This is a genomic window from Psychromonas antarctica (genome assembly GCF_022267535.1).
GTDB lineage: Bacteria > Pseudomonadota > Gammaproteobacteria > Enterobacterales > Psychromonadaceae > Psychromonas > Psychromonas antarctica.
This window is the reverse complement of record NZ_JAHNZV010000005.1, coordinates 46,786-62,090: the sequence shown is the minus strand read 5'-3', so window position 1 is coordinate 62,090 and position 15,305 is coordinate 46,786. Positions and strand designations below refer to the sequence as shown.

12 protein-coding genes are annotated in these 15,305 nt (G+C 39.1%); 10 read left to right on the top strand and 2 right to left on the bottom strand.

Features of this window, described 5'->3' with window-relative positions:
• Nucleotides 1-5 precede the first annotated feature (5 nt).
• From KSO91_RS02665 to KSO91_RS02650, 4 genes are all read left to right on the top strand, one after another.
• On the top strand, nt 6-506 hold the full coding sequence (locus KSO91_RS02665; RefSeq protein ID WP_238741079.1) for a nitrogen fixation protein NifZ: 501 nt from the start codon (nt 6-8) through the stop codon (nt 504-506).
• Nucleotides 500-1,360, top strand: coding sequence for a nitrogen fixation protein NifM (gene nifM / locus KSO91_RS02660; RefSeq protein WP_238741077.1), 861 nt, complete (start codon nt 500-502; stop codon nt 1,358-1,360). The genes KSO91_RS02665 and nifM overlap by 7 nt, the downstream gene beginning before the upstream one ends.
• Nucleotides 1,361-1,891: 531 nt before the next feature.
• Nucleotides 1,892-5,260, top strand: a complete 3,369-nt coding sequence (locus KSO91_RS02655; protein WP_238741075.1) for an MGH1-like glycoside hydrolase domain-containing protein — start codon at nt 1,892-1,894, stop codon at nt 5,258-5,260.
• A 432-nt stretch (nt 5,261-5,692) separates the two neighbouring features.
• On the top strand, nt 5,693-6,058 hold the full coding sequence (locus tag KSO91_RS02650; RefSeq protein WP_238741073.1) for a DUF4870 family protein: 366 nt from the start codon (nt 5,693-5,695) through the stop codon (nt 6,056-6,058).
• A gap of 422 nt (nt 6,059-6,480) precedes the next feature.
• On the opposite strand, the gene rsmD is transcribed toward KSO91_RS02650, so the two are convergent.
• Nucleotides 6,481-7,089 carry a 16S rRNA (guanine(966)-N(2))-methyltransferase RsmD gene (rsmD, locus tag KSO91_RS02645; protein ID WP_238741071.1) on the bottom strand — a complete coding sequence of 203 codons (609 nt, stop codon included), beginning with the start codon at nt 7,087-7,089 and terminating at the stop codon, nt 6,481-6,483.
• A 96-nt stretch (nt 7,090-7,185) separates the two neighbouring features.
• Here rsmD and ftsY point away from each other — a divergent pair, with 96 nt between their 5' ends.
• The 5 genes from ftsY (at nt 7,186) to KSO91_RS02620 (ending at nt 12,460) form a co-directional block, all read left to right on the top strand.
• Nucleotides 7,186-8,550, top strand: coding sequence for a signal recognition particle-docking protein FtsY (ftsY, locus tag KSO91_RS02640; RefSeq protein ID WP_238741069.1), 1,365 nt, complete (start codon nt 7,186-7,188; stop codon nt 8,548-8,550).
• A complete protein-coding gene (ftsE, locus tag KSO91_RS02635) occupies nt 8,547-9,227 on the top strand; it encodes a cell division ATP-binding protein FtsE (RefSeq protein ID WP_238741068.1) in 681 nt (226 codons plus the stop codon). The genes ftsY and ftsE overlap by 4 nt, the downstream gene beginning before the upstream one ends.
• Nucleotides 9,220-10,203, top strand: coding sequence for a permease-like cell division protein FtsX (gene ftsX, locus KSO91_RS02630; protein WP_238741067.1), 984 nt, complete (start codon nt 9,220-9,222; stop codon nt 10,201-10,203). The genes ftsE and ftsX overlap by 8 nt, the downstream gene beginning before the upstream one ends.
• A 509-nt stretch (nt 10,204-10,712) precedes the next feature.
• Nucleotides 10,713-11,564, top strand: a complete 852-nt coding sequence (rpoH, locus tag KSO91_RS02625) for an RNA polymerase sigma factor RpoH (protein ID WP_238741066.1) — start codon at nt 10,713-10,715, stop codon at nt 11,562-11,564.
• Between the two features lie 65 nt (nt 11,565-11,629).
• A complete protein-coding gene (locus KSO91_RS02620; RefSeq protein WP_238741065.1) occupies nt 11,630-12,460 on the top strand; it encodes a prephenate dehydratase in 831 nt (276 codons plus the stop codon).
• Nucleotides 12,461-12,836: 376 nt separating this feature from the next.
• Here the strand turns inward: KSO91_RS02620 and trmA are convergent, their stop codons facing one another.
• Complete coding sequence (trmA, locus tag KSO91_RS02615; RefSeq protein ID WP_238741064.1) at nt 12,837-13,934, bottom strand: tRNA (uridine(54)-C5)-methyltransferase TrmA; 1,098 nt, start codon at nt 13,932-13,934, stop codon at nt 12,837-12,839.
• A gap of 130 nt (nt 13,935-14,064) precedes the next feature.
• On the opposite strand from trmA, the gene murI reads away from it, so the two are divergent.
• Complete coding sequence (murI, locus tag KSO91_RS02610; RefSeq protein ID WP_238741063.1) at nt 14,065-14,877, top strand: glutamate racemase; 813 nt, start codon at nt 14,065-14,067, stop codon at nt 14,875-14,877.
• Nucleotides 14,878-15,305: the final 428 nt, after the last annotated feature.

Below are 15,305 nucleotides of genomic sequence, written 5' to 3'. Positions count from 1 at the left end.
TGATAATGAATGCTTGTTTTGATTATGGCGATAAAGTCAGAGTGATTAAAAATATTAGGAATGATGGCACATTTATGGGCACAAATCGTGGTGATCTCATTATCCGAAGAGGCAGTGTCGGTTATATTAAAGGGGTTGGTAAATTTCTCCAAGATCAGGTCATCTACCAGGTCCATTTTCTTGAGCAGGGGTGCACGGTAGGTTGCCGCGAGTCAGAGCTTGGCGATTTAACAACGCCTTGGGTGGATAGATTGTTCGAGCGCGGTGATAGTGTCATTGTGCAAAAATCACTAACCAGTGCTGGGGTGGTTGTTGTTAGTGTGGGTGACAGCGGCACCATTTTAGGCCTAGAAAGCAATCAAAAACCGCTCTACTACCGAGTGTCATTTATGCGTGAAAATAGCCTAGATAGCAATTCGTGGTTGATACCTGAGACGGTATTGAAATTGGATGAATCCGGAGTAAGCGTGTCTGTAAAAAATGAATCAGGAAGGATGCTATGTTAAGTAAAGTGCAAAGCAGCACCCCAGTCAGCCTCTCTTATCAACTAATTAAGCTTGCATGGAATCACGCTCAAAGCGGTCCAGAATCCTTGGATATTTGTACCCAAGAAAACCTCCAGAAACAGGCTGAAGTGGCTGGGAAATTAATAACGGCGGTATTGCAGAGCAGCACCGCAAAAGATCATCTGGTGCGGGAAGAAGAGGTTGATTTTGTGATTAAACAATTGCAGCAGCAGTTTGGAAATCACCAAAGTTTTATTCTGTCACTGAAAGAGCAGGGATTAAGCGAGGTGCAATTGCAACAAGCTATCTATCAGGATCTGCTTTGTGAAAAAATCATTGCTGCGCAAAGCCAAAATTACCGTGCAGTGACCGAGCTGGAGGCATTTGATTATTATCAAAAAAATCGCGCCAGATTTAAGCACCCAGAGCAGCGCAAAGTAAGCCATATCTTGATCACCATTAACGATAAATATCCTGAAAACAGCAAAAAAGAAGCTACTCGACGATTGACCAAATTGCATGCTCAATTATGCGCTAATATCGACAATTTCCCAGCGTTAGCCCTGCAACACTCTGAATGTCCGAGCGCATTAAACAAAGGCTTAATTGGCAATGTAACGCGCGGCCAACTTTACCCGCAATTAGATAACGCGCTGTTTACGCTACAAGTTGGTACTCTTAGCGCCATCATTGAAAGTGAAATGGGCTTACATGTACTGCTTTGTCATGAAATTTTTCCTGCCGGGGAGCAAACAGAAGCGGATGCGCTTAAGGCAATTCGCCATCAGCTTAATGAACACCGCCAGAAAAAGAATGAGCGCCAGTGGTTAAAGGATTTATTGCTCAACACCTAATGGCATAATGTTGCAGCCTAATTCAGAAAAGGCGAGTTGTTAGTCTAGGGGGGCGCCAGTAAAAAACAGGTGAGATAAAAAATACGCATATACCCTCACTGATAACGTAGATCAGATAGTCGTATTATGGGCATCACATATTGAAGGTAACATATACTATTCAATGACAGTAACTCCACGTTTTAATATTTAAGCCTTTGCCGGTTCAACTTTTTGCATCCATCTATCTTACTTTTCCAAAAAGAAGCGCAACGCCTCAAAAAAAACAATGAAATTAACAAGCGATATCATTGTTACTTTAATTTCACTATCCTGACTTTAAAGTGATCTACAAAGAGGTGCTATAAAGTGTTGCTTTTATTGGTTTATATTTTAAAAAATACTTTGCTGCGCTAGATTCCTCCTTTTAAATCAATTTTATGTGTGTCTGAAAAGCATACTTAATAGATAAATAGATATTCATTCAGGTGGTGCTCAAAGCAGACCCGCTGCCATTTCTGACCATGAAATATAAAAGGATTTTATTACCCTATGAAAAATTTTAAATTTACAAAAAAATACCTTGCTACAGCTATTTTACTTGCCGTTGGCACCGTGTTGACAGGGTGTGCAAATGACGAAAACAACACAATATTAACTTGTGATCTGCCGCAAATTTTAGATGAAACACAAACAGCTTGTATCATTCCTGAACCCACAGCGCCTTACGCAGTAGATCTTTACCTTAAAGGTGGATTCAGTGGTTGGGGTGCTGAAGATACCTTCAAATTGATTTTCAAAGATGATGGTTATTACCTTGAGAATGTAGAATTTGTTGCTGGTATTCCAGAGTTCAAGGTGGCTGATGATGCATGGGCTGTCGATACGAGTTTCACTGTAGATATAGAAAACCTTACACAAGTAGAGCCTGATACAGTTTATACTCTGCAAACAGGCGACGGCGCTTCTAATATGGCGCTTTTAATTACAAACGCGGGTTTATATGATTTTAAACTAGAAGTGGGTGATGACCTGCTTCATCCAACATTCAGCTATGCGCAAGATGTTGCACCTTTAGATTACGATCTCTATATTCGTGGTGGGTTCAACGGCTGGAGTACTGACAACCAACTGAAATACCTTGGGGATAACATTTACCAAGTGATCATGAAAGTTGCACCCGGTAACCATGAATTTAAACTAGCAGCAGATGACTGGTCAAGCGAATGGGTATTAGGTGAAGAGGCTGTAACAGCTGAGTTAGAGAATGACTACACAATGATTGGTGGCGGCGCTAATGCCAGCTTCTTTGTTACCGAGACGGGTTACTATAAATTTACAGTCGATGCATCAGACGCAGCTGCGCCTGTACTGCATATAGTTGCCACAGATGGCAGTGAGGGAGTGGAAGTGAATCCGCATGCAGGGCGTGAAAATATACAAAAACTGACGTTCACCACTTATGATGACAAAGAAGAAGCAGCCACCTTCTCGGCAGATGATGTAACAGCTCAATATCGCAGCTATGCACAGTCAACCACTCAGGATCTGCGCGACCCTGGCGATGGTTATGTTATTTATCAAGAAAAAGCGGGGCAACCAACAATCCGTTCTGGCAACCTTGCCTTTGATGCGCTTTTTTCATTAGCAGTGAATGAAACCGAGCAAAACAGTGTTTCTGAGATTAAAGATGGCGGTTACAATGGCGGTCAAGCTATTGATTGTAACTGTTTCGAAACAGGTGCTAAATGGCATTATGTATGGACTCGCGATCTTTCTTATGCAGCAAACCTAGGGTTAGCGCTGCTTGATCCTGAACGTGTAAAAACATCATTGGAGTTTAAACTTTCTGGTTATCGTGATGGAGTAAGCAAACCAACGCAAGCATCTGGTGACGATAGTGGTCTGCAAATCGTACAAGATACGGGTTCAGGCGGTAGCTGGCCAATCAGTACCGACCGTGTAACTTGGGCATTTGGCGCAGAAAAAGCACTGCAAAATCTAAGCGGTGAAACACGTGATGCATTTGCATTAAAAGCTTATAAGGCATTGATTAATACTGTCGAAAATGATCGTAAAGCAGCTTATGATAATGTTGACGGTTTATACAATGGTGAGCAGTCATTCCTTGATTGGCGAGAGCAAACTTATGCAAGCTGGATCGTTGGTGATATCGCCAGCATGGGCAGTGCAAAAGCACTTTCGACTAATGCAGCACATTACCAGGCATTAACATTAATCGCTAAATTAGCAACAGAGCAAGGCGCACCTACAGTGGCGACTAAATATCAAGGCTGGGCTGATGCGCTTAAAATTGCAATCAATAAACGTTTTTGGTTAGAAGATGCTGGCATGTACAGCAGCTTAACGGCCGGACATCAAGATTTAGCACCGCTGCATAAGTTTGATTGGTTAGGTCAATCTCTTACTATCATTACCGGTATCGCAGATACAACACGTGCCAATAAAGTATTAGCAAGTTACCCGCACAGCGCAATGGGTGCACCGGTTATTTTCCCGCAACAACCTGATGTTGCGATCTATCATAACCGTGCTATCTGGCCATTTGTTACCGCTTATGGTCTAAAAGCGGCCGCACAAACAGGCAACACTGCCGTCGCGAATGCTGCTTACCAGACATTGTTCCGTGCTGCTGCACTTAACCTGTCTAATATGGAAAACCTTGAGTGGCTATCACTTAAGCCTAATCTGTTAGATTTTGATAATCCATCGCTATCTGGACCTGTAATCAACTCGCAACGTCAACTTTGGTCTGTTGGTGCTTATATAGGTATGGTAATCGAAGATGTGTTTGGTGTTAGCACTGACGATCAAGGGATCAACCTTAAACCATTTATTACCAGCAACTTACGCAAAGAACAATTTGCAGATAGTGGCAACCTTAAATTACAAGGGCTGACTCTTCAAGGTAAAGTGATTAATCTGGAAATTGTATTACCGGAAGCGTCTGAAGATACTGGTTATTATGCAATACAAGGCGTTACAGTCAATGGCAATGCAGCCACTCAAGCGATTGCTTGGACAGATCTTACTGATACTAATAACATTCTCATTACCTTAGGTGATCTCGTTGCCGGCAGTACTGATATTACTAAAGTGACGGCTGATCCGCTCAGTACAAATGATGCAGCAGTATTTGCACCAAAAGAGCCGCTGATTCAGCGTGTATTTGCTGATGATACACATCTTGCTGTGGAGTTTAGTGATACGCAAACGGGTAATATTAGCTACAACCTGTACCGTAATGGTGTGCTTGTAAAAGCCAATGTAGACAAAGGTATTGTGGCTGACACTATTACTCCAGCAAACGGAGAAGGTAGTTGTTATGCTGTAGAAGCGGTCTATGCTGAGACAAAAAATTACTCTCATCATAGTGCGCCGGTCTGTTTTGGGACAACGCAAAATATCTCAGTCTCTGATGTTCGGGTCGTTTCTAACCTCACCGTTACTCCTGCTGATGGTAAGATTGAAAGTACTTATCTAAAAAACTGGGGTGATTTAAACGATATTTTAACTGTCAGTAATATCACACTAGCAACAGCAGGGGACTACGATATTCAGTTGCAGTATCATAATAGCTTTAATGCCATCAACCTGGGTATTACCAATGGGGTGAAATGGTTGCAGGTTAAAAACGCTGCTGGAGATATACTGGCTGAAGGTGTCATTCAGATGCCCCATGCTGCTGTTAAAAATGCTAAAAAACCACTAGTTTACTCAACTCCCCTTGCAGCAAATCTTGCTGCAGGCACTTATTCATTGGAAGTCACAGACTTTTATAATATGAGTTACCTGTCTAGCAATACCAGCTTTATAGGTAGTGGTGGTACAGAAGGTGCAGTAAATAAGTTTGATATTGCAGCTATTCGTATTCAACCAGTGAATTCTTTAGTAGAATAATGTGTATTAAAAAACGATCCAATATTAAAAACCCAGTGAATTAATCCATTGGGTTTTTTTACCTCTTTATAACTTGTCTGTTGCTTTTTCATTTAGACTTTTTAAAAGCCATTGATATAAATAGAAAGACTCGATATTGTGAAGATCAAAGTAATGGCTAGGTCAGGCTCTGTTGTTACGTTGATTATATAAGTAAGGAAAAGTTAGCGGATGCTGTAAATGCGTTGGCAACCTGCATCCTCGTACTGAGAAATGTTTTTTGACAAACAGGGGGCGTCTATTAGGGGGCTAATTCACTTGCTATGAAAGCCTATCGGGAAACGAAAGATCCCTGCAAAATAAATAAACTTTCGCGTTCTGGTGTTCCAATAAAAAAGCCACTGAGTAGGCGATTATTAATTTCAATCAACAGATAATCTAGAGGATATAATAATGTCAGAATTACAACAAAATGAGCGCCAGATGACGAGCTTGTCTATTCAAGATGATGCAGCAAAAACAAACGCACTGATAGCTTACGGGCTGATGATCGTCGGCATCTTTACAGGTGTCTTTTGGGTCATTGGTGCAATTTGGGCGATGGTTAAAAGAGATGAAGCTGTAGGTACTCTGTTTGAAGATCATTACGCAAATATTGTGAATACCTTCTGGTGGGTTCTGGGTTTATCAATCCTAGGTTTTATTTTAGCTTTTGTTATCGTTGGCTATTTTATCTTGTTAGGCGTATGGATTTGGTCTGTCTACAGAATAATTAAGGGGTTAGCTAAAATCACTTCAAACAAGCCATACAACGGATAATAAGTGCAAACCAAAGCATAGATTATCAAAAACAGCACAATCTCGCGCTGTTTTTGATATTTATTGCTGCTTAGCAAGCTACTTAGATAATTGACATCTCAGCAGTGCCGGTTGTTGTCTAAGAAGCGAATCAAGTCGTAGCCTTTCTGCTGGCTTTTCGTGATGGTATGCAATATGAAAGTATCAATTATAAGTGCTTTTATCTGCCAAAGTTTAAATATACACCAGACAAAAATTGGTAAGGCTTCTGATAGAGTAAGTTTAAGTTTTCAGAAAATGCGCTGTAAATAAGCAATCATTAGCTAAGGTGCAAATCCTAACAACAGATTAAAAAAAGTGGTAATGTGACTTGCAAAGGGAAAATAGATTGCCCAGCAATATCTCCAATAATGATCATCGTAAACTTAGCAAATCTAAGCCCATTACTCATCTCTTAAATAAAGCTGATAGGAAACTTGTCCCGTCGTTTTCTCTTTTAAAAGTTGCCAATTGATTGGTAATTCAAGATCTGACAATTGCACTTCCCTTTCGATATAGATTAATGCTTTCGGTGCTAAATAGCCGTTTTTTTCTAGAGCCGAACAACAAGGTTGTACAAGACCTTTACTAAAAGGAGGATCGATAAATACAATATCGAATTGCTCTCCTGCAATTTGTTGTAAATAGTTCAGTGAATCAATCTCAATTACGCTTGCATTATCCACGTCCAAGGATTTTAAGTTGTTACGTAATTGTTGAGCAACCTGTTTATCGCGTTCTAATAATATTGCCTGTTTGGCAAAACGAGATAAAGCTTCAAAAGCCAAACTACCACTTCCACTAAAACAATCTAAGCAATTTGCATCACGAATATCGTGCATTAACCAATTAAAGAGTGTCTCTTTGGTACGATCCGTTGTCGGTCGTAAACCCTCTTTATCCTTAACGGGTAACTTTTTACCGCGCCATTTTCCAGAGATTAAACGAATAAACCCGTTTTTGATCGGTTTTTTGCTTTTTTCTTGAGATTTAATATGCAGATTTCTACCCATATAATTTTTAGTCCGGCGATATGGTGGTAATATACTGTTGTAAAGGATATTGCTATTTTAGCAGTTCAAATTGATTGTGAGTAAGGTTTTTAATTAATGGAAAAAAAGAAAGGTCTATTTTCTTGGTTTGGTAAAAAATCAGCGCAAGATGAAAATATTGAAGCTAAGAAGTTAGTTGCAGAGAAGCTAGCCGCAGAAAAGCGAGTTGCAGAAAAACTAGCCGCAGAAAAGCGAGCTGCAGAAAAACTAGCTGCAGAAAAGCGAGTTGCAGAAGAACTAGCCGCAGAAAAACTAGCTGCAGAAAAGCTAGCTGTAGAAAAACTAGCTGCAGAAAAACTAGCTGCAGAAAAGTTAGCTGCAGAAAAGCAAGCTGCAGAAAAGTTAGCCGCAGAAAAGCTAGCTGCAGAAAAGTTAGCTGCAGAAAAGCAAGCTGCAGAAAAGTTAGCCGCAGAAAAGCTAGCCGCAGAAAAGCGAGCTGTAGAAAAGCGAGAGTCTAAAAAAGAAGAAAAAACATTGGGTTTCTTTGCTCGTTTCAGACAAAGCTTAACTAAAACCCGTTTAAGCATTGGCAGTGGTTTATTCTCGCTATTTAAAGGGAAAAAAATTGATGATGAGCTCTTCGAAGAGTTAGAAGAACAGTTAATTATTGCCGATATTGGCGTAGAGACCACGTCAAAAATAATTAATAAACTGACGGTTCATGCGGATCGCAAGCAGCTTAAAGATGCAGAGGCTTTATACGGACTACTAAAAGCCGATCTTCTGGAAATATTAGATGAGGTTGAGCAGCCTTTAATCATTGATGCAACTCAATCACCCTTTGTTATTTTAATGGTTGGAGTCAATGGTGTTGGTAAAACAACGACCATAGGTAAATTAGCTAAAAAATATCAGCAGCAAGGAAAATCGGTCATGCTCGCTGCTGGTGATACTTTCCGTGCAGCGGCTGTCGAGCAGTTACAGGTATGGGGAGAGCGTAATAATATCCCTGTTATTGCACAACAAACAGGCTCAGATAGCGCCTCGGTTTTATTTGACGCGATGGATGCAGCGAAGGCTCGCGGTATTGACGTTCTGATTGCAGATACGGCTGGACGTTTACAGAACAAAGATCATTTAATGAATGAGTTAAGTAAAGTGGTGCGCATTATGCGTAAAAAAGATGTAACCGCACCCCATGAGATAATGCTTACTATTGATGCGAGTACCGGGCAAAATGCGATTAGCCAAGTACAGTTATTTGATCAATCGGTTGGTTTAACGGGGATTACGCTGACTAAATTAGATGGAACAGCAAAAGGAGGGATAATATTCTCGATTGCTGACCGATTTAAATTACCAATTCGTTATATTGGTACAGGTGAAGGCATTGATGATTTGCGGGAGTTTAATGCCAAGGAGTTTATTGATGCACTTTTCTCGAAAGAGGAAAATTTAGAACAAGGTGAGAATGAACAATGATTTTATTTGAAGAGGTCAATAAGATTTATGCTGGTGATTTTTGTGCATTGAAAGAGGTGGATTTTCACTTGAAACAGGGTGAAATGGCTTTTTTAACGGGCCATTCTGGCTCCGGCAAGAGTACATTATTAAAATTAATCAGCTTAATGGAACGTCCAACAACGGGGCGTATTGTTATAAATGGGAATGATATCAGTCATATTAAAGGTAATGATATCCCTTATATGCGTCGCCATATTGGTATGATATTCCAAGATCATCGCTTATTTATGAACCGCACGGTATTAGAAAATGTAGGGTTGCCTCTATTAATTGAAGGTTACAATCAATATGAGATCAAACGTCGTAGTTTAGTGGCGCTTGATAAGGTAGGCTTGTCTGGTAAAGAAGATTACGAACCTATCCACCTTTCCGGTGGCGAACAACAGCGTGTTGGTATTGCTCGGGCGATTATTAATCAACCCCCTCTGCTGCTGGCTGATGAGCCAACAGGGAATCTTGATCCTAAATTATCGTTAGAGATTTTAAGTTTATTTGAATCATTAAATGAATTTGGCATGTCTGTCTTAATTGCAACACATGACTTGGGGTTGATAGCCAAAATGCGCTATCGCACATTAACCCTTAAAAATGGTGAAATGATTAACGATGGACTAATGAGAGAACGCAATGGCTAAGCAAAATAAAAATCTATTATCTGGCTCACCACGTATTACTAAAGTTTCCTTTTTGGGGCGTGTTGCATCGGTTTTTCAGCAGCATTTTCAACAGGTTTTTAGTAGTTTTTCTGAATTATGGAAAACGCCTTTTGCAACATTTATGACTATTTTAGTATTAGGTGTGGCGTTGTCATTACCCAGTGTTTTTCATGTACTCTATAAGAATACTGTGCATGTCACTGACCAGTGGGACAAAGCGTCTGAAATTAGCTTGTTTTTGAATAAGGATATTTCGGAACCGCGTATACAGGTACTGATAAACAAATTAGAGTTATATAGTGATATTGATAGTGTTAGTTATATTTCATCTCATCAAGCGCTAGAGGAATTTAAAGAGATGTCTGGTTTCTCTAAGGCATTGAATTATCTGGATGAAAATCCTTTACCTGACGTTTTAATTGTAGTGCCCGTTGAACAAGCGATGAATGCAGCGGGTAGTAAACTGCTTGTTGCTAAACTTAAACGTGAACAAGGGGTCGAGTTGGTTCGAGTGGATATTGACTGGATTGAAAAACTACAAGCTATTTTATCAGTTGTTGTTGATATCGTTATTGCGATTGTTATTCTATTATTGCTATCAGTATTATTAATTGTCAGTAACACCATTCGCTTAAATATATTAAATCAACGCGCTGAAATAGAGGTGTTTAAATTAGTGGGGGCAACGAATAGTTTTATTCAACGTCCATTCTTGTATGCAGGTGCTTGGTATGGTTTTTTAGGTGGCGTTATCGCCTGGTTGCTAACTTTTGGATTAGTACTATCGCTGCGCTCGGGGGTGAATAATTTAATGGGTTTATATCAGACTCAATTTCAAATTTCGGCGATGAGCATAGAAGAGGTCGCTATTCTAATCGCTACCGCGACTTTCCTTGGCTTTATTGCATCTTATATCTCAGTTAAACAATACCTGGTTAAGATAGAGCCTAAATAAGTTAATATTGTCATAGCATTTAAAGAAGAGATCTTACTTGATCTCTTTTTTTGTTTGGCAAATAGAATTTACTTATCTGTATTTTGAATTATAAAAAACAAAAATTAATTAACATTGAATTAATCTCTATTTTCCCTATGTGCTAAACTCTGATTTGTGAGAATGAGCACAAAAAAAATTATAATCTGAATATTATAGACTGAGTTACTTATTGGTTGCTTAGATGTTATTGTTATTGCCATTGATAATGCTACTTTGAATGTAATGACTGTTAATTTTCTCTCGCTCAATCTTCGGGTATCATAGAGACCACGATTTGCCTGAGTCGTCTAAAATTGTTATCTGAGTATTAATGTGTAGCTCAAATTTTTACTCGCCAGTTAATACTTTTAGTGTTATTTTTATCACTTGGTATTTGTATATGGATGTTTGTTGTTAAATAAAAAACACAATATATTAAGTGCCCATTTTACATTTTTATCATCCATCGGAAATCAATAAGGTGAAACATGAGTAAAACAATAAATTCAATGAGTTTAGTTCCTCAAGGAAGTATTGGAGCCTATGTTCAATCTGTCAATCAGTTCTCTATGCTTAGCGCGGAAGAGGAAAATGAACTTGCGGAACGTTTATTCAATGAAGGTGATCTAGACGCTGCCAAAAAGTTGGTGATGTCACATTTACGTTTTGTTGTTTATGTCGCTAAAGGTTATGCGGGTTATGGTTTGCCGCAAGCTGATTTAATCCAAGAAGGTAATGTTGGCCTAATGAAGGCTGTTAAACGTTTTGATCCTTCTGTTGGGGTGCGCCTGGTTTCCTTCGCTGTGCATTGGATAAAAGCGGAAATTCATGAATATGTTATTCGTAACTGGCGTATGGTTAAGGTCGCAACAACTAAAGCACAACGCAAATTGTTTTTTAATCTGCGCAAAGCAAAGAAACGTTTGGGTTGGTTTAGTCACGATGAAGTTGCAACGGTTGCTGAACACTTGAATGTTAGCACCACCGATGTATTAGAAATGGAATCTCGGTTAAATGGCCAGGATTTGTCTTTTGATTTAGGTGCTAACGATGATGATGAAGCAAATTTTGCTCCTGTTCAATATCTTGAAGACAAAAGTGCAGATATTGCTATTGCTGTGGAAGCTGAAAATTCGCAATCACATTTGAAAAATAAACTCTATTCGGCATTATCCCTGCTTGATGAAAGAAGCCAAGATATTGTAAGCGCCCGTTGGTTAAGTGAGCCCAAGGCAACTTTGCAAGATCTTGCTGCTCGATATAGTATTTCAGCGGAACGTGTTCGCCAATTAGAAGCGAATGCCATGAAAAAATTACAATCGAATATGGATTTAGCATAAATAAAAGGGTGAGCAGTAAGCTCACCTTTTTCCCTCTTTAATTTTTCATTACTGCTCGGTGGTTCATGCCTAAAATTGCAACGCTTGGTCCTAAAGACACATTCTCCGATTTGGCAACCCAGCAATATTTAAAAAGCCAAGATAGCCAATTTGATGTCCAGTATTTCAGCAGCCTTTCTGATACATTTAACGCGATTGGTAAAGGTTGTGAAATAGCTGTCCTGCCCATAGAGAACTTGTCGGAAGGTTATGTTCAGGTGGTACTCGACCATCTGTTTGATACCGATTTAGTGGTGGTTTCTGAATTGCTTTTGCCCATTCAGTTCTCGTTCGTTGCTTACTGCGATCATTTGTCGCAATTAACGGATCTTTATGTACAGTTTGTTGCCTATGGTCAATGTTCTGAATTCATCGGTAAATTACAAAATATCACCATACACAATACGCAGAGCAATATGGAATCGTTAGTACTTGCCAAAAAACAGGGCAGGGGAGCTGGGGCTATTATTCCTCAGCATGCATTGGATCGGGTTGAAAAAAATATTCTGATCAATGTTAACGTTACTAATTATGATAATAATCAAACCCGTTTTCTTGTGATCGGGACGCAACAACAGCCACGTATTGCAGGAAACAGTTACAAAACTACCGTGGTCGTCAAAAATGAAAAAGATTGCCCGGGTGTTTTAAGTAATATAGTGACTGCATTTGCTCTACAAAAAGTGAATCTAACTTCAATCATGTCACGGCCAACGAAGTCTCAATTTGGTAAATATCATTTTTTTATTGATGTGGATGGGCACCAGCTCGATGATAATGTGAAGCAAGCCTTACAGCAAATAAAAGATCAGTATCAGGTAACAGTGATCGGCTCATATACTAAAGCGCTTCAATAAAACAGTTTACTATCCCCATGATACCTCAAAGTGTTTTTTTGCCCCCTGCTGAGGGATAGCAGAATAAAGCGCAGCATGACGGCTTTTCGAGCGATTAACTACATCGCTAGGTGTGAATGCAAGTATTTAACATTTTGGATGCCGGTTCTCTTATTGAATACGGTAATGCTGCAATACTGGTTTCCTGTTGAGTCCTCGCAGGGGAAGCCAAATTGCCCTCATCTGCATCGTTATAATATATCAATATAGGATCACTATACTTCAATTTTATGCCTCGCATCTAAGTGTAATTTGGCCTGCTGATTTTGCATATTAAAGTAATATGGGGATATCAGTAGATAGATTTTATTGCCTCTAGAGGATTCCTAATCTGAGCTTAACGCCTGACTAAATAAAGGCCAGCTTCAGTGTGATGTGTGTAGGGAAACTGATCGAACAGAGCGAAACGTTTTACTTCATGGGTATCATTAAACACTTTGAGATTATTATATAAAGTATCAGGATTACAGCTAATATATAAAATATTATCGTAACTTTGTACCATCTTGACGGTCTCATCATCAAGACCTGAGCGTGGCGGATCGACAAAAATAGTATTACATTGATAATCACTTAAATTAATGCCCTGTAAACGATTAAATTCGCGCTCGCCATTAATCGCTTGAGTAAACTCTTCTGCAGACATACGAATAATGGTGACATTCTCAATATTGTTTTTAGCTATATTAAACTGTGCAGAGTGCACTGAGCTTTTAGCCACTTCGGTCGCTAGGACTTTAGTAAAGTTTTTAGCCAATGCCAGTGTGAAATTGCCATTACCACAGTACAGCTCAAGTAAATCCCCATGGCTGTTGCGCGTGCAGTCGATGGCCCATTCAAGCATCTTAATAGACACTTCGACGTTGGGCTGAGTAAAGCTGTTTTCAATTTGTTGATAAAATAATTTCTCACCATCGACTTCCAAGGCTTCAATAATATAATCTTGATCGAGCAATATTTTCTGTTTTTTAGCGCGCCCGATTAAATTGATGTTAAATTGTTTCGACAATTCTCGTTTAATACGATTCGCTTCTGCCACCCAGTTATCATCCAGCTGTTTATGGTAAAGCAAGCTGACAACGATTTGGCCACTTAAACTGGATAGAAAATCCACCTGAAATAACCTGCGCCGTAAAATATCGGCTGTTTTTAGTAAGGTGATTAATTGTGGCATCAACTGATTAATCGCCATACTTGCTGGCGGAAACTGTTCAATACGTATTTTTTCTTTGCTTTCTTTATCAAACATAATGTAAGAAAGATCATCTCCGTCATGCCAAACGCGAAACTCTGAGCGCATGCGGTAATTGAGTTTTGGTGATTCAAAACATTCTAATGCGGGAAGATTAAAGCTAGCGAATTGTCTGTTAAATTGCTCTTTTTTGGTATTTAACTGTTTATCATAATTATCGGGATCAACAAATTGCAGACTCATTTTTAACCTCATTAGCGTAATAATAGAAAGGAATTTTAAAGTAGCCTCTGCAACTTGACCAGAGATATTCTTTTTATTTCCTTTACAGGTTAAAATGCAGGTTGTCTATGTACCCAGCGGCGATCTATTAATGCTAATAAAACAAGTTTTGATCTTTGATTCAGGAGTCGGTGGGTTATCGGTTTTCCAAGACGTGCAGCAGCAAAACCCTTATATAAATTATTTTTATCTCTTTGATAATGCTTATTTTCCTTATGGTGAACTCGAAGATGATTTTCTAATTACCCGCATTACCGAGTTACTGCTCTCTTTTCTAGCAACACACAGAATAGATTTAATTGTTATTGCTTGTAATTCAGCGAGTACATTGGTATTGCAGGTGCTACGTGAGCATCTGTCTATTCCTGTGGTCGGTGTCGTCCCAGCGATTAAACCCGCCGCGCAATTGAGCAAAAATGGTGTCATTGGTTTATTGGCAACACCTGCCACGATAAAACGCAACTACACGACATTTCTAATTAATAAATTTGCCGCCAATATTGAAGTGCTAAAAATCGGCTCGACAGAGTTAGTTAAATTAGCAGAAGAAAAAATGGCTGGCTTACCATTTGATCAAAAATGCTTACAAAAAATACTTGCGCCTTGGTTACTCTTACAGAAAAGACCGGATACTTTAGTGTTGGGCTGTACTCACTTCCCTCTATTAAAAAATGAGATTGCCAACTGTTTTAAAAATAAGGTGCAATTGGTCGATTCTGGGAAAGCGATTGCAAATAGAGTACATCAGCTACTTGGAGAGCAGCGTAGAGGTGAGGTTTCTAATCAACACCGCGCTTATTATACTAAACCTGTTGTTACTTTGTGTGAAACTCAAAAATCAGTAGCATTACAGCGCTGTTTTTTGACTTATGGTTTTATATCGTTAGATTATTATCGAGTTTGATACTCACTAGGATGGAAAGTGAGTATCAGATTTGATTGTAAAAACAGGTATAGCATTAGAAAAGATATTAGTTAATTGTTTCTAGTAACTTATTAACTAACTGATGGATCTGAACCGGAGTCAGACAACCGTTACTGACAAAATAGTTTTCCACGCTTTCTTGTAAATCTAACTATTCACTGTTTGCAGCTTTACTTAATATCTGTGTCATCGGGATAAGCAAATCGACACGGCGAAATTATTTCCATGCATTTCTGCGCTCTCGCATCCAATTGGAGATGTTAATATTTAAGTCATTGATTTAATATCTTAAATTAAATTGTGATTGTTGGCTTTTCTAATCATTATACGCGACGAGGTAAGGCGAGCTACGCAGGACAAAATTACTTAACTTCTTTAGTGGGCTTATATTTTATATATTTGTGATT